We start from the raw sequence: 20,955 nt of genomic DNA on the forward strand, positions 1-20,955 counted from the left end.
TTTAACCTTATTTCCCGAATATGATCACTTAAAGCAACAATAAAATTGTCACTGTTGTTACAATAAACCCAACAAACATAACGATCAGCGCAAGCTTGGTGGTTGCAGCTTCTCGGGTGCTGGTAAATGGCACAAACAGTTGATTTTCCAAGTTTTTGGCTGGCAGATGCGGCTCGATCAATTCCTGAACTCGCTGTGGTTGCTCCCATAAATCAAGGATAAAGGTTGTTGTTCGATGCTCTTTTGGCACATCTGCATATTGCAATGGTTCAACAAGCGGAATTGGTTTGCGCAACACAAGGTAGTTAATCATGCGATCTTTGAGCTTAACCTGCTGTTGGCCAATCAAATCCGCCCAATCAATTTGAATCGGTTGGCGAAAGATGCGCCGAATAACTAGGCCATCTTGATCAATCAGTAATCGCGTCGTTAAGCTATTAATTTGACTTATGATAAGAAGAATAAATCCACCAATCACAAAATTGATAGCATAAAAATCAGCAAACAGCCAAATTCCAAGTAAGATAATCGCAATCAGCAAAACGAAAAATTTGGTTTTGTAATTGGCTAATTTAAATAGATGCTCTTCCATGGAATTTTACCCCTAAAATTTAGATTGATGATCGATAAATTTTTTATTTCATCAATGCACTTGCTAGCCATTACGTAGGTATATCTTTCAAGGTTGCAAATATCAGCGAAACGTATTTACGATGAAAAGCACAATTGCAATGATTAGCGGAAAAAGCAATGGTAAGGCTTTGCGCAGACTGCGATCAGCAGTAAATGGTACAAAAAGTTGAGCATCTGGGTTTTTTGCTGGCAAATGTGGCTCAATTAATGTCAACAAGCGCGTCGGTTGCTCCCAAGACTCAATAATGAAAATATTGGCCTGAAATTCTTTGGGAATAAAGACAGATCTAATTGTCGGAATCGGATTGCGCAACACGAGATAGCGAATCTCACGCTTACCAAGATTGAAATAGTGTTGTTCAAGGATGTCGTCCCACGTAATGCGTACATCGTCACGCAATAAGCGCTGAATAATCAAACCATCCTGATCAACAATCAATTTGATGCTTAACTCATAGATGGTGCTTGGAAAACTGACGAGAATCAGGAGCGTAAAAATCCAATTCAGATCGAAATTGCTATAGATTAACATCATAACCATTAATATTTTAATCAAACCGATAGCGATGAGTATTCTATAATTGCTCACTTTAAACGTAACTGGATTCAAGGTAGTGCTCCTATTTCAAGATAAAATATATAAAAATTGAAACGCCAATAATAGACAAGCAAATATAAAGATTTTGATACGAGTAAAATACTTGATGGCTTTTTGAGAAATCTGGAATGACTTGCAATTGTTGATTGGTCGCATTAAGCCTTGCATGCAAAGCCTTGGCGATTATCTCTGAATTAGCCCAGCCTTCCAAGGTTAATGTTCGTTGCTGTTGCTCCGGTGTTAGTTCTTTAATGGTTACATTTGGTAAGCCTTTAATTGGTTGATATAACACAATATATGGCAGATGGATACGTTTTCCAATTACACCAATGCCGAATGATTCGATTTGTTCCCAATTAATCTCAAAGTATTGCCAACCACGACGCATTACCAAGCCTCGGGCACTAATATCGAGATACGAAATCGCATTAATGGCAAATTGGATAAACCCAATCGGCAGAATGATGAAATTCCAGCGGCTAACCCAATCATGTTTTATCCAGGTAGCAGTTGCACCCATCAAAATGAGCATGATTAGAAAGATAACGCCTAAAACAACTTGAGTTCCATAGTGGGGTACACGTAAGCGTTGTTTGAATGGTGCTGATTGCATACGTTCTCTCTGTACTCAGCAGAATCGCCATTATTTACGTTGGCAACAGATCAAGGTTGCAGCAGCAACCACGCTGGCTGCTGCTGCGTTGTTGTGGTTAAATGCCTTGGCCTAGAATGGTATCGATCATTGGGCCAAGCTCTTCAGTGGTAATCCCACCTTCATATTTGTTGACAATCGTGCCATCTTTGCCCAGCAAAAACAGCCATGGCTCGCTTTGCAAGCGCCATTCGCTCATTGCTGGCACCAACAACGGCGGATTGGCTTGGACTGATTCGCTAAATGGAAATTTATAGACTTCAACATGGATGAAGTTCATTTTATCGCCATAGGTTTTTTGCAAACTACCCAAAACCGTGACGCTTGGGCCACAAGTAGCGGTTTTGCAAAAGCCAGGTGTGCCAAACAAGATTGCGGTTGGTTTGCCGCTCTTAATCGCATCGGCAACGCTCAATTGATATAAGGCTGGGTTTGGCTTGGGATCAGAGCTAATTTGGCTGAGATCAGGGTTGGTTTTGACGGTTGGGGTATCAACCGCAATCGCCTTGCTGCCCAGTGCTGGAGTAGGATCTTGGGCCAGCACCGAGAGCCGCAAGGTGCTGACAGTTGGGGTTTGGCCGGGCAAGGTGGCCTCGACTTCAACGCCCCAATCGCCTGCCTGTTTAAAATCGGGGTAGGTTACGTAGATGCCTGCTGGCAAGCCTTGGCCAAAATAATCGGCGCTGCCTTCGCCTGCAACTTGAGTTTTCTCAGCATCGGTGCCATCAAGATAGTACAAGCGCAATTTCACTTGTACGTTGGGATCGTTGATTGGCGAGCCATCGACGATCAAGCCAATTGGCAAGCGATTGGGGCCGACCACCAAATTGGAGGCTGCCAACACTGCTTGTACGCGGCTCTTCGCTACTGGAGTTGCGGTTGGTGTCGCTGCACCACAGCCCACCAAGCCAAAAATAATGACACCATATAAAACACGCCACCAACGCTGCATACTTGTGCTCCTCATACGGATTAATCGGTTCTGTTTGCCAGCCAAAAATACTGACAATATTCACTCTAGCACAGATTCAAGCGAAGGCTATCAGTTACGCAACCGAGCAAGCGATCAGCCAGCCAAGGGCTATGCTACAATCGGGCTACAATTGCGATGCCCTAGCAAGGAGGCTGTGATGTCGCTGTATTTTAATGCCGATCATCAAATGTTTCGCCAAACCATCCGCCGTTTTGTCGAACGTGAAATCAATCCATTTGTCGAGCAATGGGAACATGAACGCTGTTTCCCTGGCCATGCACTCTTCAAAAAATTAGGCGAATTGGGCGCGTTGGGCGTTTCGTACCCCGAAGCCTATGGCGGCGCAGGCCTCGATTATTGGTATAACGTGGTCTTGGCCGAGGAAGTTGGCCGCGCTGATTGTGGTGGTGTGCCAATGGCCATTTTGGTGCATACCGATATGGCCACGCCAGCCTTGGCCGAATTTGGCAGCGACGATCTGCGCCAGCGCTTTTTGGCTCCCGCTATTCGGGGCGAATTGATCGCCGCCGTCGCCATCTCCGAGCCTGATGCTGGCTCCGATGTTGCCTCAATTCGCACCCGCGCTGTGCGTGATGGCGACGAGTATGTAATCAACGGCAGCAAAATGTGGATTACCAATGGCACGCAAGCAGATTTTATTACCTTGTTGGCGCGTACCAGCGATGAAGCAGGTTTCAAAGGCATGTCGTTGATTATTGTGCCAACCAACACGCCTGGCTTTCATGTCTCCAAAAAATTAGAGAAATTGGGCAATCATTCCAGCGACACAGCCCTTTTAGCCTTCGATGATCTGCGTGTGCCGGTTGCCAATCGAATTGGCGAAGAAGGTCAAGGTTTTGGTCTGCAAATGCAGCAATTTCAAAAAGAACGCTTAATTGGCGCGGTTTCGGCAGTTGCAGGCATGGAGAAAATCGTTGCGCTGACGATTAATTATTGTCGCGAGCGCCAAACATTTGGCAAAGCCTTGATTGACAACCAATATATTCATTTTCGTTTGGCCGAGTTGTTGACCGAGATTGAAGCCCTGCGCCAACTTAATTATCACTGCACCCGTTTGCTGATCGCCGGCCATGACATTACCAAAGAGGTTTCGATGGCCAAACTCAAAGCTGGGCGCTTGGTACGCGAAGTGGCCGATAGCTGCTTGCAATTCCACGGCGGTATGGGCTATGTTGAAGAATATCCGCTGGCCCGTTATTTTCGTGATTCGCGCTTGCTCTCAATCGGTGGCGGTGCTGATGAAATTATGTTGGGGATTATTGCCAAATATGCTGGCATGGTCGGCAAGCGTCGCTAGTTGAGCGAAGTACGATGCCCTCACCCCAACCCCTTGCCCGTGGCGCGGGGCTTTAATTTCCTAGTTCTACAACGATTCATCCTGAAAACGAAAACTCCCCCTCGCCCGCGTTTTCGTGGGAGAGGGGGCTGGGGGGTGAGGGAACGCTCCATGCCACCATCAATCGCTCAAAACCTACCCTTGAAGGGCTGGGGTGAGGGAACGCCTATCAATTCTGTTCTTCGACCAGCATTGGCACGCGAATGATGATTTGGGTTCCTTCGCCTGCAGATGAGCGAATTTCGAACGAGCCGCCAGCGAGGGTTGCGCGCTCGCCCATATTCAATAAGCCAAACGATCCGCGCTCTTCATACGAGGTTGTGACGCTCTGAAGATCAAAGCCAACCCCGCTATCGCGCACAACCGCTGTTAGCATATGGCGTTCGCTATCTTGAAATAGCTCTATCCAGACCATCGAGGCTTTGGCATGCTTGCGGGCATTATTTACCGCTTCTTGAATAATCATAAAGGTTGCGGCGGCGGTTTGCGGGGCCAAGCGACCAACGAAATTGCCCGGCGTAAAACGCACTTGCATGCCCGATGGGTCACGGAATTTGCTGGCATATTCGTGCAAGGTTGCAATCAAGCCCTGAGTTTCGAGGCCCAGCGGGCGTAGCTCAAACAACAGGGTGCGCAACTCTTGATAGGTTTTTTTGACTAACAATGCTAATGAATTAAGCTCATCTTCGACCCGCTCAGGCATTGCATGCATCAGTTTCTTGATAAACTCAATGTTCATAGAAATCGCGGCAATTGATTGAGTTGGGCCGTCGTGTAGATCGCGGTTGATTTGGTGGCGCACTTCTTCTTCTTTGCGAATCAAGCGATCGCGTTCTTCTTTGAGTTTGGTGTAGAGATTGGCGTTTTCAATCGAGATTGCCGCTTGGTTGGCCAGCATCGAAAGCGTGCGTAAATCGTGCTCGGTAAATGGGCCATTGCGCTTGTTGACAGCCTGAATCACGCCAACGGTGCGCTCGCGCGAACGCACTGGCACAGTCAGAATATTGCGGGTTTGGTGCGAAATATCGCTATCGACTTGGCGATAAAAACGGGCATCGTTCTGCGGATCATCGACGATCAAGCCTTGGCCGTGGGTCACAACCCAGCCAGCAAAGCCTTGGTCGATGGGCATGCGATAGGAACGTAATTCTTGGTTGTTGCTCGATGGCGTTTCAAAATACAATTCTTTGTGAACGTCATCAACCAACAGCAACGAGGCGCTTTCGCTATCGATAATTTGGGTCACTTTTTCAATAATTGTGCGCAAGAGGCTGCGCAAATCGATGTCGCTGGCAATTGATTGGCTGACTTGATAGAGCAAATTCATCTCATCAAGCTCGCTGCGCGTGGTGTTGAGCAAGGCCACCCGATCGGCGGCTCCGCCTGCAACGCCAACCAAGAGCAAGGCCAATTCGCCCTCGTTTTCTGGTGATACGCGGTCGGCTGAGACAATTAAGTGCAATAGGCCAACCTCGGCATCGCCAGACCGCAAGGTTAATTCGACCAAGGCTAGCTCATCGTTAATCCCATAGACCCCTAAATCCTGCTCGCCGCCAGTGGTGCGCTCAAACACCGATCGGGCCTGCTCAATCATCTCATGGCCATCAGCGGGCAATTCGCCATGCTCCAACGAAAACGGCGCATTCATCGGATCGATATAGAGCAACGCTCCCGATTGGGCTGGCCAAAATTCAATTAAACGTTGCAAAAACGATTCAAGCAATGCTTGCGGATTTTGGTAGGCCGTTGCGGTGAGCAACTGACTAAATGTTTGCCAGCGTTGAGCATCGAGAGTTATTGATGGCATTAGCGAGCCTCCTTGCAGTATCAACTCAATCTACCCTAGCCGTGCAACAGCGTCAAGCCTTGAGCATCGATGATTTGGATGAGCAATCTTGCGCAACCCAAACTCAATCAACTAATCGTCGTGGCGATTAATCGTGGATGCTTGCCAATTATTTCAGTTATTTCCAAAACAGATAGCGTGCGCCGATGATAAACAGGAACGCCCCATAGAACTTTTTCATGGTTGCCGATGAAATTGGCGCAGCAATTTTGGCACCAAAATAGGTTCCGAGCAGCAAGCCAATGGCGATGATGATCGATGCGCGCCAATCCAAATTGCCTTCTTTATAGTAAACAAACGCGCCTAGCAAGCCAACAGGCAAGATCTGTGCGCCAATCGAGGTGCCAGTGGCAAACTTTTGGTCGAGCGCCAGCAACAAGACCATGGCCGGAACCATAATCGCGCCGCCGCCAATTCCGAACATACCGCCAGCCACGCCAGCGACTAAGCCAATCAGTAGCAGATTGATAATCATGCCAACGCTTAGGGTAATCACGCGCTTTTGCTCCTTTGGTTGCTGATCCATTGATTCCTCCATTGACAGCTTGACGCTATAATAGCGCAAACCGACGACTAACTTAGCACCGAATAGGAATCTACTTTGGAATTATTATATGGACGAAATGCAGTTTTAGAGGCGTTGCGGGCCAATCGCCGCAAATTGGGCCGTTTGCTGGTTGCCGATGGCATCAAAGAAGGCGAATCGATGCAGGCGATTAACGCCGTAGCTCGCGAACTTCGGATTCAAGTTGCCAAAGTGCAGCGCGGCGAGCTTGATAAACGCACTGCGGGTGCGAATCACCAAGGCATTGCGCTTGAATGTGGGCCGTATCCCTATGTTGAAGTTGATGATATTATCGAGCTAGCCCGTGAGCGTGGCGAGCAACCGCTGATTTTAATTTTCGACCACTTGCAAGACCCGCAAAATATTGGCACGCTGATGCGCACCGCCGAAATTGTCGGCGCTCATGGCATTATTTTTCCCGATCGACGCTCAGCCAGCATTACGCCAGCGGTGATTAATGCCTCTGCTGGCGCGGTTGAGCATCTGTATGTGGCCCAAATTACTAATATTTCTCAAACCATTAAGCACCTGCAAGACTACAATATTTGGGTTGCTGGAGTCGAAGATGACGAGCGGGCGGTTGATTTTGATCGGGCGAATTTGCGTGGAGCCTTGGCCTTGGTGATTGGCGCGGAAGGCCCAGGCTTGGCCCGCCTAACCCGTGAGCGCTGCGATTTGTTGCTGCGTTTGCCCATGCGCGGCAAAGTTGCCTCGCTGAACGCCGCCACCGCCGGCTCGATTATTCTCTATCACGCTTGGCGAGTGCGTGCGCAGTAGAACATAGAGCATAGAACATAGAGCATAGAGAATTTGGCTATAGGCTCTGGGCTATTTGTATTGGTACCTTGGGTTGAGAACCAAAAGCATGCCCTCACCCCCAGCCCCTCTCCCACTGAACGCGCGCGAGGGGAGCGCTGATGGTGTGGTTCCCCCTCGCCTCGCGTGCGGGAGAGGGGGTTAGGGGGTGAGGGGATCAGGCATAGGTTCCTATAGCCAAAAGCCGATAGCCATTTCCCCTTCGTGCTCTTCGTGTCCTTCGTGGATCAAAAATCAAAAGCCAAAAGCCTATAGCCCATAGCCAATCTATACTCGTGGAGAACCCCATGCTACGCAACAACGAACTCTGGATCGCGATTGCCATCGCGGTAACATCAACGATCATCGCGCGGTTGCCAGTGCTGCATTGGCTGGTGTATCCGTTTGAGCTGTTCAATACGTTTGTGCATGAGCTTGGCCATGGCTTTGCCACCCTGCTGACTGGCGGCAAATTCGATCGTTTCGAGGTCTATTCGAATGGCGAGGGCGTGGCTTGGACGGCTGGTGGCATTCGTTGGATTGTGGCCAGTGCTGGCTATTTGAGCAGTGCTTTGGTTGGCGGAGCCTTGCTAATTCTGTCGGCGCGTGGCATTAGCGCCAATCGGGTGACATTAATTATTGGGATTGCGCTGTTTGTGCTGTGTGGCTTGTTTGTGCGCAATATTTTCGGGATTATTGTTGGTATTTTGCTGGCAGGGGCGTTTATTGCGGCTAGTTACAAATTGGCCTTGCATTTGAATGAATGGCTGTTGCTGATTTTGGGCGTGCAGACAATCTTAAATGCGCTCGATAGCTTGTGGGATTTGCTGCGGCTCTCATCCTACCGCCGCCACGTGACCAGCGATGCCTTAATTATGCAGCAAGCGACGGGCGTGCCAGCAATTTTATGGGCCTTGGTTTGGAGCGGCATCGCGCTGTTAATTTTGTGGCAAGCAATCCGATTTGCCTACTTCCGTGACATTTAGCCCATTCAAGCTCCGTCAGATGTGATATGCTCTAGGGGTGATCGAAGTAACCCGGAGGCAATCGCTATGCTGGAGGAGATTTTCGCTCCGCAATCGGTGGCTGTGGTGGGAGCATCTCCCGATCCATCACGTCTTGGTCACCGTGTCCTCAAAAATGTTATTGACAATGGCTTTCAAGGGCGAATCTACCCGATTCATCCTACCGCCAAAGCAGTTTTAGGCCAAACGGCCTACCCGTCGGTCGCTGCTGTTCCCGATGATGTTGAATTGGCAGTTTTAGTTATTCCACCGCAGCATGTGCTCAACGTCGCCGAAGAGTGCGGCCAAAAAGGTGTGCGCGGTTTAGTGGTGATCACCGCAGGTTTCAAGGAAGTAGGCGGTGAAGGGGTTAAGCTTGAACACCAATTGGTAGAGATTGTGCAACGCTACGGCATGCGCATGGTCGGCCCCAATTGTCTTGGTGTGATTGATACCGTCAGCCATTTGAATGCTTCGTTTGCAGCATTAATGCCCGCTGATGGCGAAATTGCCTTTATGTCGCAATCGGGCGCGGTCTGTACCGCCATCCTCGATTGGAGCAAAGAGGCCAATATTGGGTTTTCGCGCTTCGTCAGCCTTGGCAATAAATCCGATGTCGATGAAGTGGCGCTGTTGCAGGCCTGGGGCAACGACCCCCAGAATAAAGTAATTTTGGCCTATCTGGAAGGTATTTCCGATGGCCCAGGCTTTATTCAGGCCGCCCGCGAAGTGACCAAACGCACGCCCGTGATCGCGATCAAAAGTGGCACGACGGCTGCTGGCACGCGGGCAATTTCCTCGCACACTGGCTCGTTGGCAGGCAGCGAAAGCGCCTACGAATCGGCCTTTGGCCAAAGCGGGATTGTGCGGGCGCGCACGATGGAGCAATTGTTTGATTTTGCTTTAGTGTTTGCCTATCAACCCTTGCTGGCAGGCCCACGGGTGGCGATTGTTACCAACGCTGGCGGCCCGGGCATTATCGCCACCGATGCGATTGAGCGCGATGGTTTGCAAATGGCCGAATTTAGCCCCGCCACCATCAGCCACCTGCAAGCCAACTTACCGCCAACCGCCAATGTCTACAATCCCATCGATGTCATTGGCGATGCCAAAGCCGATCGCTATCGCACGGGGATTGAGATGGCCTTGGCCGACCCCAATGTTGATGCAGTCTTGGTGCTGTTTACGCCGCAAGCTGGCAGCGAAGCCGAAGCCACGGTGGAAGCCATGGCCGAGCTTTCAGCCAACCAAAGCAAGCCGATTGTGGCGAGCTTTATGGGCGCATATAGCATCAAGCCAGCGCTCAAATTGCTTAATCAACATAAAATTCCCAACTATGAATTTCCCGAACGGGCCGTGGCTTCATTAGCTGCAATGTGGCAACACCGCCGCTGGCGCGAACAACCATCCCTAACCTACGCCCGTTTTGATGTCGATAAAGACCACGTACGCGACTTGTTTGCCCAGGTGCGCGAGGCTGGGCGGGTGGAGCTTGGCGAAATCGAGGCCCGCGAAGTGATGGCGGCCTATGGCATGCGTTTGCCCGATAGTCGGCTAGCCCGTTCGCCAGAAGAAGCCGCCGACATTGCCAAGGAAATTGGGTTTCCGGTGGTGATGAAAATTAGCTCGCCCGATATTCTGCACAAAAGCGATATTGGCGGCGTGCGCGTGGGCATTGCCGACCCCCAAGCAGCCAGCGATAGCTACGAGTTAATCGCCTATCGTGCGCGTAAATTCAGCCCCAACGCCCGAATTTGGGGGGTGTTGGTGCAGGAAATGGCGCGTAAAGGCCGCGAAGTGCTGGTTGGGGTCAGCCGTGATCCGCAGTTTGGGGCATTAATTGGCGTGGGCATGGGCGGCATTTATGTCGAAGTGCTCAAAGATGTGGTGTTTCGACTTGCGCCATTGAGCCGCGAAGAAGTGCGCGAACAACTGCGAGCGATTCGTTCGTTCCCATTATTGCAGGGCGTGCGTGGCGAGCAAACCGCCGATTTGGAAGCCGTCGAAGATATTGTGCTGCGCGTCAGCCAATTGGTCAGCGACTTCCCCGAAATCGTCGAAATGGATATTAATCCGTTGGTTGTCTACAACCGTGGCGAAGGCGTAATCGTGCTCGATGCCCGCATTATTCTGCAAGGATAGATTGAAAGGATGAATTATGAAGGATGAATTATGAATCGCAAGAATCGATCAGCGATCAATTTTTAATCGGTGCAGGTTCTTTGCAATTCAGTCAAGGTTCATCCCTCATCCCTCATCCTTCATCCTTTGATAAAGGAGTTTCGCTATGGCAACGCTGTATGTTGCATCAACAGAATCATATGTTGGCAAGAGTGCAGTTTGTGCTGCCTTGCTGCGCCAACTCAAGGATCGCCAGATTGATGCTGGCTATATGAAGCCAGTCAGTGTTTCGGTGACCCATACCCCAGAAGGCGCGTTTGATGAAGACGCAGCCTTTATTCGCGAAAGCTTTGGCCTGAGCGAGCCATTGGAGCAAATTGCGCCTGTGCTCTTACGCCGCACCACTATCGAAAGCATTTTGCGCGGCGAGCAGCACGATTGGGCTGGCGCGGTTCAACAAGCGTTTCAAAGCATCAGCAATAATCATCAAGTGACGATTGTTGAAGGCACCAACAGCTGGGCCGAAGGCTCGTTGGTTGATCTCAGCGCCGATCGGGTGGCCGATTTGATCGATGCACCGATGGTGTTGGTTTCGCGCTATCGCACCACCTTAACCGTCGATGCAATTTTGTCGGTGCAACGCTTCGTCGGCAAACGGCTCAAGGGCGTAATTCTCAACCAAATCGAGGAAACACGGCTGGATTTTGTCCAATCGCACGTTGTGCCATTTCTTGAGCAACGCGGAATTGCGGTGCTGGGCTTGCTGCCGCAAGATATTGCGCTCTCTGGCATTCCAGTCGAGGATTTGGTCAGTGAGCTTGGCGGCAGCGTAATTGGGTCTGAGTATGGCCAAGGCAAAATCGTCGAGTCGTTGATGATTGGGGCCATGGGCGCAGAGGCTGGCCTCTCGCACTTCCGCCGTCGTGCCAACAAAGCCGTAATCACTGGCGGCGACCGCACCGATTTGCAACTGGCAGCCTTGGAAACCTCAACCAACGCCTTGGTGCTGACAGGCAATTTCCGCCCGCAGCAATCGGTGATTGATCGTGCCGAACAACGCAACGTGCCGATTATCACGATTGCCGATGATACCTTGACCGCCGTTGAACGGATTGAAAACATGTTTGGCCATGTGCGCTTGCACGAACGCACCAAACTCGAACGCTTCACCAAACTGATGGCCGAGGGCTGCGATTGGGCACGCTTGGACGCGATTTTGGGCTTGTAATGTGCTCAACAAAAACCCCGTGTTCTATGCTGAACACGGGGTTTTGCTTTTTAGCCTTGAAGCTGAAGAATTGAGCCTAGCGGTAGCGCCATTGTTCGTAGTGTTGGCCGACGTTGCCCATTTCGACTTGCCAATCGGCGGGGTTGCTGGGGGTGTAGGTCAGCACGCGGCGCTCGAAGGCTTGCACCAGCACCGTTTGCTCAACGCCGCCAACATAGACTTTGGCCCAGTAGGCTTCGCTGATTGGATAGCCCAAGGCAAAGACCCAATCCATCACTTGGCCTTCTTGGACTTTGCCATTTTGGTTGATGAGCCCTTGGCGATTGACAAAATTCCAGAAGGCGCTGGGAATGTTGTGGCCAGTTTCGGGCACGTAATGCACCAATTTGGCAGCATCGTTGGCGTTGCCAGCATAGGCGCTAACCTTGCCGCTGCGCGCTAATTGTTGATCGGCAAATTGGCCAGTTCGATCGTTAGTTGCGCCAAGCAAATTGCTGAAACTGGCATAGGTTGGAGCCGAAGCATCGCCTAAATCGCCAGCAATATTAATTTGGGCTGGGGTGCGCTGTACATAATTGCTATTGCCAATTTGAATTTGGCCTTGGATCAATTCCTTGGCCAACAAACCGTTGGTCACAAACCATTGGCTTTGGCGGTCGCTCTCGAAATCGCTAATTTCCATGCGCGATTTATCGAAATATTGCACTTGGCGCAAACCACCAGGCGATTGATCGTAGACTTCGGCGCGAGCTTGGCCGCTGTTTGGACCCCACAACCACGAACGCACAGCTTGGCCACTGGCCACCGGCGAATCGGCATGGGTCCAAACTTTGTTGAAGGCTGGATCGGCAAATTTGCCATTGCTGCGGGTATCGAAGTTTGGCAATTTATTGCCCGAAAAGTTGGTTGGCGTTGGATAGGCCGAGGTTGGCGTGCGAGTTGGCGTGCCCGTTACCGTGCCGGTGGTCGTTGGCGTGCGCTCATCATCCAAGGTCGGGGTCAGATCATCCTCATCGAAGGTTGGCGTAATCTCGCCATCATCGAAGGTTGCGGTTGGCTGCATTGTTGGCTGGCCTTGGTTGGCGTTACTCTTGATCTGGAAGGTCAAGGTGTAATCGATAAATTGGTTGCCAACATCGCCCACGTTCTTGACTTGCACAAAGTAGAAGCCATCGACCACCGGCGCGAAATCGATTCGCGAATCTAAACCTGATTCATAATCGTCGTTGAAATCGATAATCGTCGTGCCGTCGCGATCAGCCAGCACCATTACCGTATCGGCCCCAACGCTGAGGTCTGAGGTAAACAACGAATAGATTTTGCCCGCTTTGCCAAAGAATTTAACCCAATCTGCATCGCCGCGTGGGCACAAACGATGGTCGGGATGCACTTCGCCAACCACAATCAACGGCGCAATTTCGGGCAAGCCGTCTGGCTCATACAAATCTTCGCAGATTTCGGGGATGAGCGTTGGCGTAGGGCCGTAGCTCTCGCTGTTGAGCACCACCGTGTAGAGTGCGTCAACAAAGCCGCGTCCTGCGGAATCGCGCACCTTGATATAGTATTGGCCGTTGGCTGGTGCACGCCACGATTGAATTCGTGGTTTGATGTCGCTGGGATCGTTGTTGCGTGGAAAGTCGTCGTTGAAGGCCAATTGATTGCCATTGCTATCGTAGAGCGTCAACGAAAGGTCAAGGCCATCGGTCATTTGCGAGACATCGATGGTGTAAACTTTGCCCTCTAAACCGCCAAACAAGAGCCAGTCTTCGTCGCCAACCGGACAAATTGCGTGAATTTGTGGCACATCGACTTCAATTCGGCGCGCTTGGCTGCGGGTGTTATCAGGCTCGAATTTATCGTTGAGCGTGCCACCACTGCCATTACACACCCGGCCCGGTGTGCCAGTCGTTGTGGCAGTTGGAGTTGAAGGAGTGGGTGTATTGGTTCGGGTTGGAGTAGCGGTTGGGGCTACAACATTAATAAGAAAATCAACAATCCTTGAAGTTACAACACCTAAAGAACTAGTAGAAGTAACACGAATTCTAAAGGTATACGTTTGCAAGGGAGCATTAGCTGCAATATTAATTGTAGCCAAAACCGTAACCTGATCACCTGGATTTACTCCTGTCACAGGAAGAATTGGATTAACGGTAATTTGGGGTGGTAATCCCTCTGGGGCGAATGTAAAATTTGTACTTTCAGTAGAGCTATTTAGGCTCTGAATTTGAAATGCAAATTGGCGCGCTTGCCCAGGAACCATAGTATCCGTAAAGGAATTAGGATCAATAAAAAAATTAACCACATTTGGTGCTTGGGGCTGAACTTGGGGCGGCGTGACAGGCCGTGCCAACACGCCAAGCGGCGTTAATAAGCCAGCGAGCACCACAAACATCAATAAACGCATCCGTTTCATAGGCAACTTCTCCGCTTCAAGGCAGGTGATTAATTGAAATCAAAAGGGTTAAAAAGAGCAGCATCGCTATTCTAGCCCATTATAACGTCAAATATTGATTTTGGGGCAAGTATTTAATCGTGGCGCGTTCCCTCACCGCCCAAAGGCCCTGCTCCCACGAAAAACATGGGCGAGGAGGAGCTTCAATGAATTCCCTCACCCCCCAGCCCCCTCGCCCACTGCACGTGGGCGAGGGGGATTCGACCGTTTTTTACGAAGGAATTGGGGAGAACCACGGCGTTAAAGCCCCTCGCCCGCGCACGGGAGAGGGGTTGGGGTGAGGGGATCTTCACACCGACCCTTGGAAGCCAAGCCCCTCGCCCACTGCACGCGGGCGAGGGGGAGCACCCGTTTTCACTACAAATTATGCAAAAACCCCGACATTAAAGCCCCTCGCCCGCGCCACGGGAGAGGGGTTGGGGTGAGGGGATCTTAACACCGATCCTTGGAAGCCAACCCCCTCGCTCACTGCACGCGGGCGAGGGAGAGCACCCGTTTTCACTACAAATTATGCAAAAACACCGTCATTAAAGCCCCTCGCCCGCGCACGGGAGAGGGGTTGGGGTGAGGGGATCTCAATACCGATCCTTGGAAGCTAATCCCCTCGCACATCGGATGGCAGAGGGGTTGGGGTGAGGGCATCTCACTTACAATTGGTTGAGCATGCTGTTTTCGAGAATTTGCTGGGGCGCACCGTTTTGGGCGATGTGTAGCATGGCTTGAGCTAATTGATCAGTTGTCGTTACATATTGGGGCATGAAGCGTTTCAATACAGGATACAACGGGCCAATTAATCGATAGAGCAGCCGATAGAGCCGCGTTTTGGAAACCACGCCATGTTGCGGTTGAATAAAGCCCGGGCGCAACATCAAAGCCTTAAATGGCAGTTTCAACAACGCTTGCTCGGTTTGGCCCTTGATTCGCGCCCACATTGTGCGTGAATTGGGGTTGGTTCCAGCGCCAGAAACATACAGAAAGCGCGATTGAGGATTGATCCGCGCCAAGGTTTGGGCCACGTGCATGGTCAAATCGTAGGTAATTGAACGATAGGCTGCCTCAGTCATGCCCGCCGCCGAAACTCCTAGACAAAACAAACAGGCATCATAGCCAACTAATTCATGTTCAATCGGCGCTAAATCATATAAATTGCAATGCACAATTTCGCCAAGCTTGGGGTGGCTTTGGCCTGTCGGTGTGCGGCCAACACACAACACTTGCGCAACCGCCGGATTCAACAAACACTCCCGCAACACACCTTGGCCAACCATACCAGTCGCCCCCAAAATGATTATTTTCATTGTAAAGTCCTTCGGTTTTCAAGCTAAACCAACGCCTAAGCCCCTCGTCCGCTGCGTGGGAAAGGGGTTGGGGTGAGGGAACGCAGCTATTTCATTTAAGCCTAGCACGATTTAGCGTCAATCGACAGCCAAAATTAGTGCGAAGAAATACGGTAGCCGCAAAACCCAACCATCGCTATACTGAATTCAGTCAATCGGTCGCAACCACAGGAGTGTCGCTATGCAACAACTAACGGTCGAACAAGTCGCAACGCCGATTGGCGATGTGGTGATTATGAGTAGCCCTCAGGGCGTGGTTTATCTTGATTTTGGCGATAATCAAGCCCGCTGCCAACGCTTGCTCAGCCATCGCTATGGCACGTTTGAATTGATTCCAACGCCGCAAAGCGCTTTGAGCGCAGCAGTTGCCCGCTATTTTGCTGGCGATCTGGCGGCGCTTGATGCAATTAAGGTCGATCTGGCTGGTAGCGAGTTTCAGCGCAAAGTTTGGTTGACCCTACGCGAAATTGGCGTTGGTCAAACGCTGAGCTATGGTCAATTGGCGGCCAAAGTTGGCACACCCAGCGCTGCCCGTGCCATTGGCATGACCAACGGCCTGAATCCGATTAGCCTTGTTTTGCCCTGCCACCGCGTGATTGGAGCCAACAAAAGCTTGACTGGCTATGCTGGCGGCTTGGAACGCAAACGCTGGTTGCTGCGCCACGAAGGCGCTCAATTTAAAGATCTGCCTAAGCAAACGAGTTTTGAATTAGTCTGAAAGCGGCAAGAATGTTAACTGAAATCGAGCCAACGCTCCCAAGCCACAACGAAATGGTTGCGCATATGTTGCAATCGGATGCCAGCTATAACGGCAAATTTATTACCGCCGTCAAAACGACGGGCATTTATTGTTTGCCAAGCTGCCGGGCGCGCAAGCCCAAGCCCGAGAATGTTGAGTTTTTTCATAATCCGAACGCGGCCCAAGGGGCGGGCTATCGCGCCTGTAAACTTTGTCGGCCTGATGATTTTTATCGTGGCTTCGACCCTGAAGAACATTTAACCGAGCAATTGATCGCATCGGTGCTGGTCCAACCTGCTGCGTTTGGCGATGTTAAGGCTATGGCCCAAGCAGCGGGGGTTGGCCAAACCAAATTATTCGAATTGATGCGGGTTTATTATCACACTACGCCAGCAGATTTGCTGCTGCATGCGCGAATTGAGGCTGCGTGCGCTTTATTGTTGAACAGCGACCAAACGATTATTGCGATTGCCAATGAAGTTGGTTTTGATAGTTTATCGAGCTTCAACGAGAATTTTCGCAAGCAGACGTTGCTCACGCCAAGCGATTATCGCCGCATCCCCGAAACTGGCCATTTTAGTCTTAGCTTGCCCAACGATTATCCAAGCCGCCAAATTTTGGGCCAGCTTGGCCGTGATCCAGTTAGCTTAACTGATCGAGTTGTGGAGCAAACGTGGCTCAGCACGTGCCGCTTGAATGCGCAAACTGGGGTTTTGCTCAGCATCAGCATCAACCAGCAGCATGCAGAATTTTCAATTGTGGAGCAGCCAACGCTAGCGCCCAGCGACTATGCCACAATTCATCAGCACATCGTTGCTGGTTTGGGCTTGCGTAATGATCCAAGTCGCTTCGAGGCTCACGTTGCTAAATCGCCAGCACTTTTGCCCTTGATTGAGCAACAACGTGGCCTGCGCATGCCTTTGGTGCATAATCCGTTTGATGCCTTGGTTTGGGCGATTTTGGGCCAACAAATCTCGCTAGCGGTAGCCTATCGCTTGCGCCAACGCCTGACTGCGCTGGTGGGTCAACCATTAAATGTTGATTTTTATCTTGCGCCAACACCAAACGCCGTTGCCGAACTAAGCGTTGAGCAACTGCTGCCATTGGGCTTTTCCAATTCCAAGGCGCGCTATTTAATTGATACAGCGCAGGCGATTGTGGCTGGAACTTTGCCCTTGGCCAGCTATGGCAGCAAATCGGCCACGCGGATCGAGCGCGAACTTTTGACCTTGCGCGGCATTGGCCCATGGACAGCCCAATATGTGCTGATGCGCTCGTATGGTTTTAGCGATTGTGTGCCGGTGGGCGATAGTGGCTTGACCAGTAGTTTGCAGGCATTTTTTCAGCTTGAGCAACGGCCTGATCGCTCAACCACCCTTGCCTTGATGGCTGCCTTCAGCCCCTATCGTAGCTTAGCAACTTTTCACCTCTGGCAACGCTTGAAGCCAATGTAACGAAGTTTTTAACCACGAAGGACACGAAGAGCACGAATGTTGGGTTTCGTGGTTCGCTGAGTTTTAGTGAACTCTGAGCGAACCAGTGATCCAAACTTAGCGACCCTTCGCGTTCTTCGCGGTTACAGGTACAATTGCGTGGCTGGGTAGGCAATAGCCAAGACGCTGCCTTGTGTGGCTTGAGCTAGTTGTTCAGGGCTGACAAGTTTGGGGGCAATTTCAGCCAGTGGTCGCAGCACAAAATCGCGCTCGAACATCCGCGCATGCGGAATGATCAAATCAGCGCTATTCAATTGCTGATCGCCATACAACAAAATATCGAGATCAAGCGGACGCGGGCCGTAGCGCAAGCCTGGCCGTCGCCCACAATCGTGTTCGATTTGTTTGAGCAAGGTGAGCAGCGCATGCGGCGCTAAATTGGTCGTGCCAGCAACCACCGCATTCAAAAACGGCGGCTGATTTTCAACATAGGCGGCAGCTGTTGCATATACGCTCGAATAGGTCGTTAATTGAACAGCTGGCGCTAAGGCAGCCAAGCCTGTTTGCAAATTGGCGAGCCGATCGCCTTGGTTGCTGCCGATGGCCAAATATACTGTGGTCACGCTTGCCCCTGTCGTTGATCTAAGGCTCGCAGGGCATCGCGGTAGCCCATATCGAACAAAGCTTGATGATTTTTGCCCTCATAATCGACGATCCATTCTAAGGGCATGAGTTTTTGAGGCGCAATCACCAATGGCTCGGCCACGCGATAAGGCATTGTGCCCGGCCAGCGCAATGATTGATCGCCAGTTTTTTCGGCGGCTGCGCTTAGGCGATGGGCGGCTTCGGCAATTTGGTTATAAACCTTGAGCAATTTAAATGATGCCCGATATGAAGCCAACAAGGCCCAATCAAGCGTTAGCCACAACGATTGCGCCAAATCGCTGGGCATGGCTTCGAGATGTTGGTCGCCATCGTTGGGGTCGGCATCCCACGGAGTCATCATCACAACGATAATTTCCACATCGCCGCCAGCGTGCTCAATCACTGGGCCAAGCGGCGTATTGGCCAACACCGCGCCATCCCAATACATATCGTCGCCAACTTGAGTCCATGGGTAAACCGCCGGAATGCTCGACGAAGCCATAATATGCTCGATGTTGAGCTGATCTTGGGCTTGGCCATCGAGTTTATGGTTGCAAAACACCCGCAACGTGCCGCGCCGTACATCGGTGGCGGTGAGCAGCAAGGTTGGCGCAGCAGGGCTATTGATGCGCTCGAAGTTCATCCATGTGCTGAGTGTGCGTCGCCATGGCGCAGTATCGAGCAAACTTTTGAATGGTGTAGCACTAAAAATGCTACGAAATTTATGCCAAATGCTGGGGCTATGCAAATTGCGATCAGCCTCAGGCGTTTCGGCCTCAATCTGATCGTCGCCGCCATGCTCGTCAGAGGTCAAAATCGAGCGCAGCAAAAAACGCATCAGCGGGCGGCTAATCGTCGGCAGATCATTTGAAAGCTGTTGCACATCCTCGGAGTGCATATGCAGCCAGCGTTGGCGCAGGTTGGCCACGGTCATTCCCGAGGCGAGGGCCGCCCCATTAACTGCGCCAATCGAGGTACCAGCAATAATATCTGGCCCTTGGCCATCGCGCATCCAGCCGCGTTCGACGAGCGCTTGCATCACGCCAACATGATAGGCTCCTCGGCCACCGCCCCCAGAAAGCACCAAGGCTTTTTTCGTCATAGCACCCTCGCAGCTTGGCAAAACTCAAATACACCATTGCTCAATGTTCGGCAAGGCGTTTGCATCTGTCAGTTATTGCAACGCGATTTAGAAGATGTCGTCTTCGTCGTCGTCGTCGCTGATGCCAAGATCGAGCAGCACCAAATTGTTCAGGGTTGGCGAATGGCCAAAGGCTTCTTGGCTGCTGCGGGTCAGTTGGTTGCCCCACAAATCAAGCTCTTGCAACTGGCCAAGGTTGCTGCTGTTGGCCAAACTGGTTGCGCCAGCATCGCCAATTGCATTTTCGGCCAGATAGAGCACGGCCAAATTGCCAAGGCTTGTGCTGGTGGTCAAGGCTTGCACGCCAGCATCGCCAATGGCATTATCGTTGAGCAACAAGGCCTTGAGGTTGGTGACGTGCGCCGATTGGGCCAAGGCACTCAAACCAGCATCGCCAATCGCATTCGAGCGCAAATCGAGCCGTTCGGTATTGGCCAGCACTGGCGAGTTGGCCAGAGCGCTAACCCCATCGGCATCAATATTGGTCGATGAAAGATTGAGCGTCACAATGCTGCGCAGATAGGGCGATTCGGCCAGTGCTTTGGCTCCAACAACGCCTACATCATTATCGCTCAGGTCAAGGTGGGTCAAATTGCTCAATTGCTCATCATCGGCGAGGGCTTTAATGCCGTCGGGGCCAATGTTGTTGTTGCTCAAGTTCAGGGCAGTTAATTGGCTCAGATGTTGGGCCTTGGTTAGGGCAATAATCCCAGCATCGCCCAACTCGTTGTGATCAATATCGAGCAATTGCAGGTTGACCAAGGCCTTGCCTGCGACCAATGCCGCGCCACCCTCAGGTCCAAGCTGATTGCGATAGAGCCGCAACTTGGTTACTTGGGTCAGGTTGGTCGAGGTGCTCAAGGCTTGCACGCCAGCAGCGCCAATTCGATTGCGATACAGCTCTAGTTCGGTGAGTTTACTCAGGTGTGGTGATTGGGCCAAGGCAATCAGGCCTGCATCGCCAATGTGGTTGCGTTGCAAGCGCAGGGTGCGCAATTGGCTTAAGTGAGGAGATTGCGCCAGCGCGATCACTGCATCATCAGTTAATTGATTTTCGCTGAGATCAAGCACGCGGACTGTGGCCATGTGTGGTGAGCGTGCCAACGTGTGAGCGACAGCATCACCCCAATTGCGACCATTGAGGGTTAGTTGGGTCACGCCAACTAAACGCCGTTCACGTAAGGCGGCCTTAAGTTCTTCGACGGTGGACACATCATCCAAGGAGACTATGTAATTTTTAAGCTTTGCCATCGTAACGACCTCTGTGTCGGGTTATTTCATTGTTGGTTCATTGTAGCATACTGCCCTTGGCGATTGATTCCCCCGCAATGGCTAGGCTACGAAGCGTGTTCGTAAGGGGTGTTGCTGGTTTTCGCCAGCATTCGCCTGCTTGACGTTGCCTACACTCTACCGTACACTGCAAGCAGTCTACTCAG

The 20,955-nt window shown here is 51.2% G+C and carries 18 protein-coding genes; 7 read left to right on the forward strand and 11 right to left on the reverse strand.

Annotated elements, in window-relative coordinates:
• Positions 1-28 precede the first annotated feature (28 nt).
• From C5S61_RS21845 to C5S61_RS21860, 4 genes are all read right to left on the reverse strand, one after another.
• On the reverse strand, positions 29-592 hold the full coding sequence (locus C5S61_RS21845; protein WP_110518865.1) for a hypothetical protein: 564 nt from the start codon (positions 590-592) through the stop codon (positions 29-31).
• A gap of 102 nt (positions 593-694) precedes the next feature.
• A complete protein-coding gene (locus C5S61_RS21850) occupies positions 695-1,168 on the reverse strand; it encodes a hypothetical protein (RefSeq protein ID WP_124033486.1) in 474 nt (157 codons plus the stop codon).
• 85 nt (positions 1,169-1,253) lie between these two features.
• A complete protein-coding gene (locus tag C5S61_RS21855) occupies positions 1,254-1,844 on the reverse strand; it encodes a hypothetical protein (RefSeq protein WP_110518869.1) in 591 nt (196 codons plus the stop codon).
• A gap of 97 nt (positions 1,845-1,941) precedes the next feature.
• Positions 1,942-2,835: a thioredoxin family protein gene (locus C5S61_RS21860; RefSeq protein WP_110518871.1), complete on the reverse strand. Its 894-nt coding sequence runs from the start codon at positions 2,833-2,835 to the stop codon at positions 1,942-1,944.
• Between the two features lie 184 nt (positions 2,836-3,019).
• Here C5S61_RS21860 and C5S61_RS21865 point away from each other — a divergent pair, with 184 nt between their 5' ends.
• Positions 3,020-4,174: an acyl-CoA dehydrogenase family protein gene (locus C5S61_RS21865; RefSeq protein ID WP_110519110.1), complete on the forward strand. Its 1,155-nt coding sequence runs from the start codon at positions 3,020-3,022 to the stop codon at positions 4,172-4,174.
• 208 nt (positions 4,175-4,382) lie between these two features.
• Here C5S61_RS21865 and C5S61_RS21870 read toward each other — a convergent pair whose 3' ends face one another.
• Both C5S61_RS21870 and C5S61_RS21875 read right to left on the reverse strand, forming a co-directional pair.
• On the reverse strand, positions 4,383-6,020 hold the full coding sequence (locus C5S61_RS21870; RefSeq protein WP_110518873.1) for a GAF domain-containing sensor histidine kinase: 1,638 nt from the start codon (positions 6,018-6,020) through the stop codon (positions 4,383-4,385).
• A 157-nt stretch (positions 6,021-6,177) separates the two neighbouring features.
• On the reverse strand, positions 6,178-6,585 hold the full coding sequence (locus tag C5S61_RS21875; protein WP_204755670.1) for a sulfite exporter TauE/SafE family protein: 408 nt from the start codon (positions 6,583-6,585) through the stop codon (positions 6,178-6,180).
• Between the two features lie 75 nt (positions 6,586-6,660).
• Between C5S61_RS21875 and rlmB the strand changes: the two genes are divergently transcribed.
• The 4 genes from rlmB to C5S61_RS21895 all read left to right on the forward strand — a co-directional run bounded on the left by rlmB (position 6,661) and on the right by C5S61_RS21895 (position 11,772).
• Positions 6,661-7,401 carry a 23S rRNA (guanosine(2251)-2'-O)-methyltransferase RlmB gene (gene rlmB / locus C5S61_RS21880; RefSeq protein WP_110518875.1) on the forward strand — a complete coding sequence of 247 codons (741 nt, stop codon included), beginning with the start codon at positions 6,661-6,663 and terminating at the stop codon, positions 7,399-7,401.
• A gap of 326 nt (positions 7,402-7,727) precedes the next feature.
• Positions 7,728-8,405 (forward strand): M50 family metallopeptidase, encoded by a 678-nt coding sequence (locus tag C5S61_RS21885; protein WP_110518877.1) that lies wholly within the window; start codon positions 7,728-7,730, stop codon positions 8,403-8,405.
• 66 nt (positions 8,406-8,471) lie between these two features.
• Complete coding sequence (acs, locus tag C5S61_RS21890; protein WP_110518879.1) at positions 8,472-10,565, forward strand: acetate--CoA ligase alpha subunit; 2,094 nt, start codon at positions 8,472-8,474, stop codon at positions 10,563-10,565.
• A gap of 145 nt (positions 10,566-10,710) precedes the next feature.
• On the forward strand, positions 10,711-11,772 hold the full coding sequence (locus C5S61_RS21895) for a phosphotransacetylase family protein (protein WP_110518881.1): 1,062 nt from the start codon (positions 10,711-10,713) through the stop codon (positions 11,770-11,772).
• A gap of 76 nt (positions 11,773-11,848) precedes the next feature.
• Here C5S61_RS21895 and C5S61_RS21900 read toward each other — a convergent pair whose 3' ends face one another.
• Both C5S61_RS21900 and C5S61_RS21905 read right to left on the reverse strand, forming a co-directional pair.
• Positions 11,849-14,185: a PPC domain-containing protein gene (locus C5S61_RS21900; protein ID WP_110518883.1), complete on the reverse strand. Its 2,337-nt coding sequence runs from the start codon at positions 14,183-14,185 to the stop codon at positions 11,849-11,851.
• Positions 14,186-14,871: 686 nt separating this feature from the next.
• Complete coding sequence (locus C5S61_RS21905; RefSeq protein WP_110518885.1) at positions 14,872-15,522, reverse strand: NAD-dependent epimerase/dehydratase family protein; 651 nt, start codon at positions 15,520-15,522, stop codon at positions 14,872-14,874.
• Between the two features lie 220 nt (positions 15,523-15,742).
• Here C5S61_RS21905 and C5S61_RS21910 point away from each other — a divergent pair, with 220 nt between their 5' ends.
• Together C5S61_RS21910 and C5S61_RS21915 are read left to right on the forward strand one after the other, a co-directional pair.
• Entirely contained in the window at positions 15,743-16,279 is a 537-nt protein-coding gene (locus C5S61_RS21910) for a methylated-DNA--[protein]-cysteine S-methyltransferase (protein ID WP_110518887.1), read from the forward strand.
• An 11-nt stretch (positions 16,280-16,290) separates the two neighbouring features.
• Positions 16,291-17,754, forward strand: a complete 1,464-nt coding sequence (locus tag C5S61_RS21915) for a DNA-3-methyladenine glycosylase 2 family protein (protein ID WP_110518889.1) — start codon at positions 16,291-16,293, stop codon at positions 17,752-17,754.
• Positions 17,755-17,876: 122 nt separating this feature from the next.
• Here C5S61_RS21915 and folK read toward each other — a convergent pair whose 3' ends face one another.
• The 3 genes from folK to C5S61_RS21930 form a co-directional block, all read right to left on the reverse strand.
• Positions 17,877-18,356 carry a 2-amino-4-hydroxy-6-hydroxymethyldihydropteridine diphosphokinase gene (gene folK / locus C5S61_RS21920; protein WP_110518891.1) on the reverse strand — a complete coding sequence of 160 codons (480 nt, stop codon included), beginning with the start codon at positions 18,354-18,356 and terminating at the stop codon, positions 17,877-17,879.
• On the reverse strand, positions 18,353-19,480 hold the full coding sequence (locus tag C5S61_RS21925; RefSeq protein WP_110518893.1) for a patatin-like phospholipase family protein: 1,128 nt from the start codon (positions 19,478-19,480) through the stop codon (positions 18,353-18,355). Before C5S61_RS21925 ends, folK begins: the two co-directional genes overlap by 4 nt.
• 87 nt (positions 19,481-19,567) lie before the next feature.
• A complete protein-coding gene (locus tag C5S61_RS21930; protein WP_110518895.1) occupies positions 19,568-20,770 on the reverse strand; it encodes a leucine-rich repeat domain-containing protein in 1,203 nt (400 codons plus the stop codon).
• Positions 20,771-20,955: the final 185 nt, after the last annotated feature.

It is taken from the genome of Herpetosiphon llansteffanensis, assembly GCF_003205875.1.
GTDB classification, from domain to species: Bacteria; Chloroflexota; Chloroflexia; order Chloroflexales; family Herpetosiphonaceae; genus Herpetosiphon; species Herpetosiphon llansteffanensis.

Excerpts from the sequence above, each read along its gene's own strand:
- C5S61_RS21845 (WP_110518865.1), bottom strand. The coding sequence starts at position 592 with ATGGAAGAGCATCTATTTAAATTAGCCAATTACAAAACCAAATTTTTC.
- C5S61_RS21850 (WP_124033486.1), bottom strand. The coding sequence starts at position 1,168 with ATGATGTTAATCTATAGCAATTTCGATCTGAATTGGATTTTTACGCTC.
- C5S61_RS21855 (WP_110518869.1), bottom strand. The coding sequence starts at position 1,844 with ATGCAATCAGCACCATTCAAACAACGCTTACGTGTACCCCACTATGGA.
- C5S61_RS21860 (WP_110518871.1), bottom strand. The coding sequence starts at position 2,835 with ATGCAGCGTTGGTGGCGTGTTTTATATGGTGTCATTATTTTTGGCTTG.
- C5S61_RS21870 (WP_110518873.1), bottom strand. The coding sequence starts at position 6,020 with ATGCCATCAATAACTCTCGATGCTCAACGCTGGCAAACATTTAGTCAG.
- C5S61_RS21875 (WP_204755670.1), bottom strand. The coding sequence starts at position 6,585 with ATGGATCAGCAACCAAAGGAGCAAAAGCGCGTGATTACCCTAAGCGTT.
- C5S61_RS21885 (WP_110518877.1), top strand. The coding sequence starts at position 7,728 with ATGCTACGCAACAACGAACTCTGGATCGCGATTGCCATCGCGGTAACA.
- acs (WP_110518879.1), top strand. The coding sequence starts at position 8,472 with ATGCTGGAGGAGATTTTCGCTCCGCAATCGGTGGCTGTGGTGGGAGCA.
- C5S61_RS21895 (WP_110518881.1), top strand. The coding sequence starts at position 10,711 with ATGGCAACGCTGTATGTTGCATCAACAGAATCATATGTTGGCAAGAGT.
- C5S61_RS21900 (WP_110518883.1), bottom strand. The coding sequence starts at position 14,185 with ATGAAACGGATGCGTTTATTGATGTTTGTGGTGCTCGCTGGCTTATTA.
- C5S61_RS21905 (WP_110518885.1), bottom strand. The coding sequence starts at position 15,522 with ATGAAAATAATCATTTTGGGGGCGACTGGTATGGTTGGCCAAGGTGTG.
- C5S61_RS21910 (WP_110518887.1), top strand. The coding sequence starts at position 15,743 with ATGCAACAACTAACGGTCGAACAAGTCGCAACGCCGATTGGCGATGTG.
- C5S61_RS21915 (WP_110518889.1), top strand. The coding sequence starts at position 16,291 with ATGTTAACTGAAATCGAGCCAACGCTCCCAAGCCACAACGAAATGGTT.
- C5S61_RS21925 (WP_110518893.1), bottom strand. The coding sequence starts at position 19,480 with ATGACGAAAAAAGCCTTGGTGCTTTCTGGGGGCGGTGGCCGAGGAGCC.
- C5S61_RS21930 (WP_110518895.1), bottom strand. The coding sequence starts at position 20,770 with ATGGCAAAGCTTAAAAATTACATAGTCTCCTTGGATGATGTGTCCACC.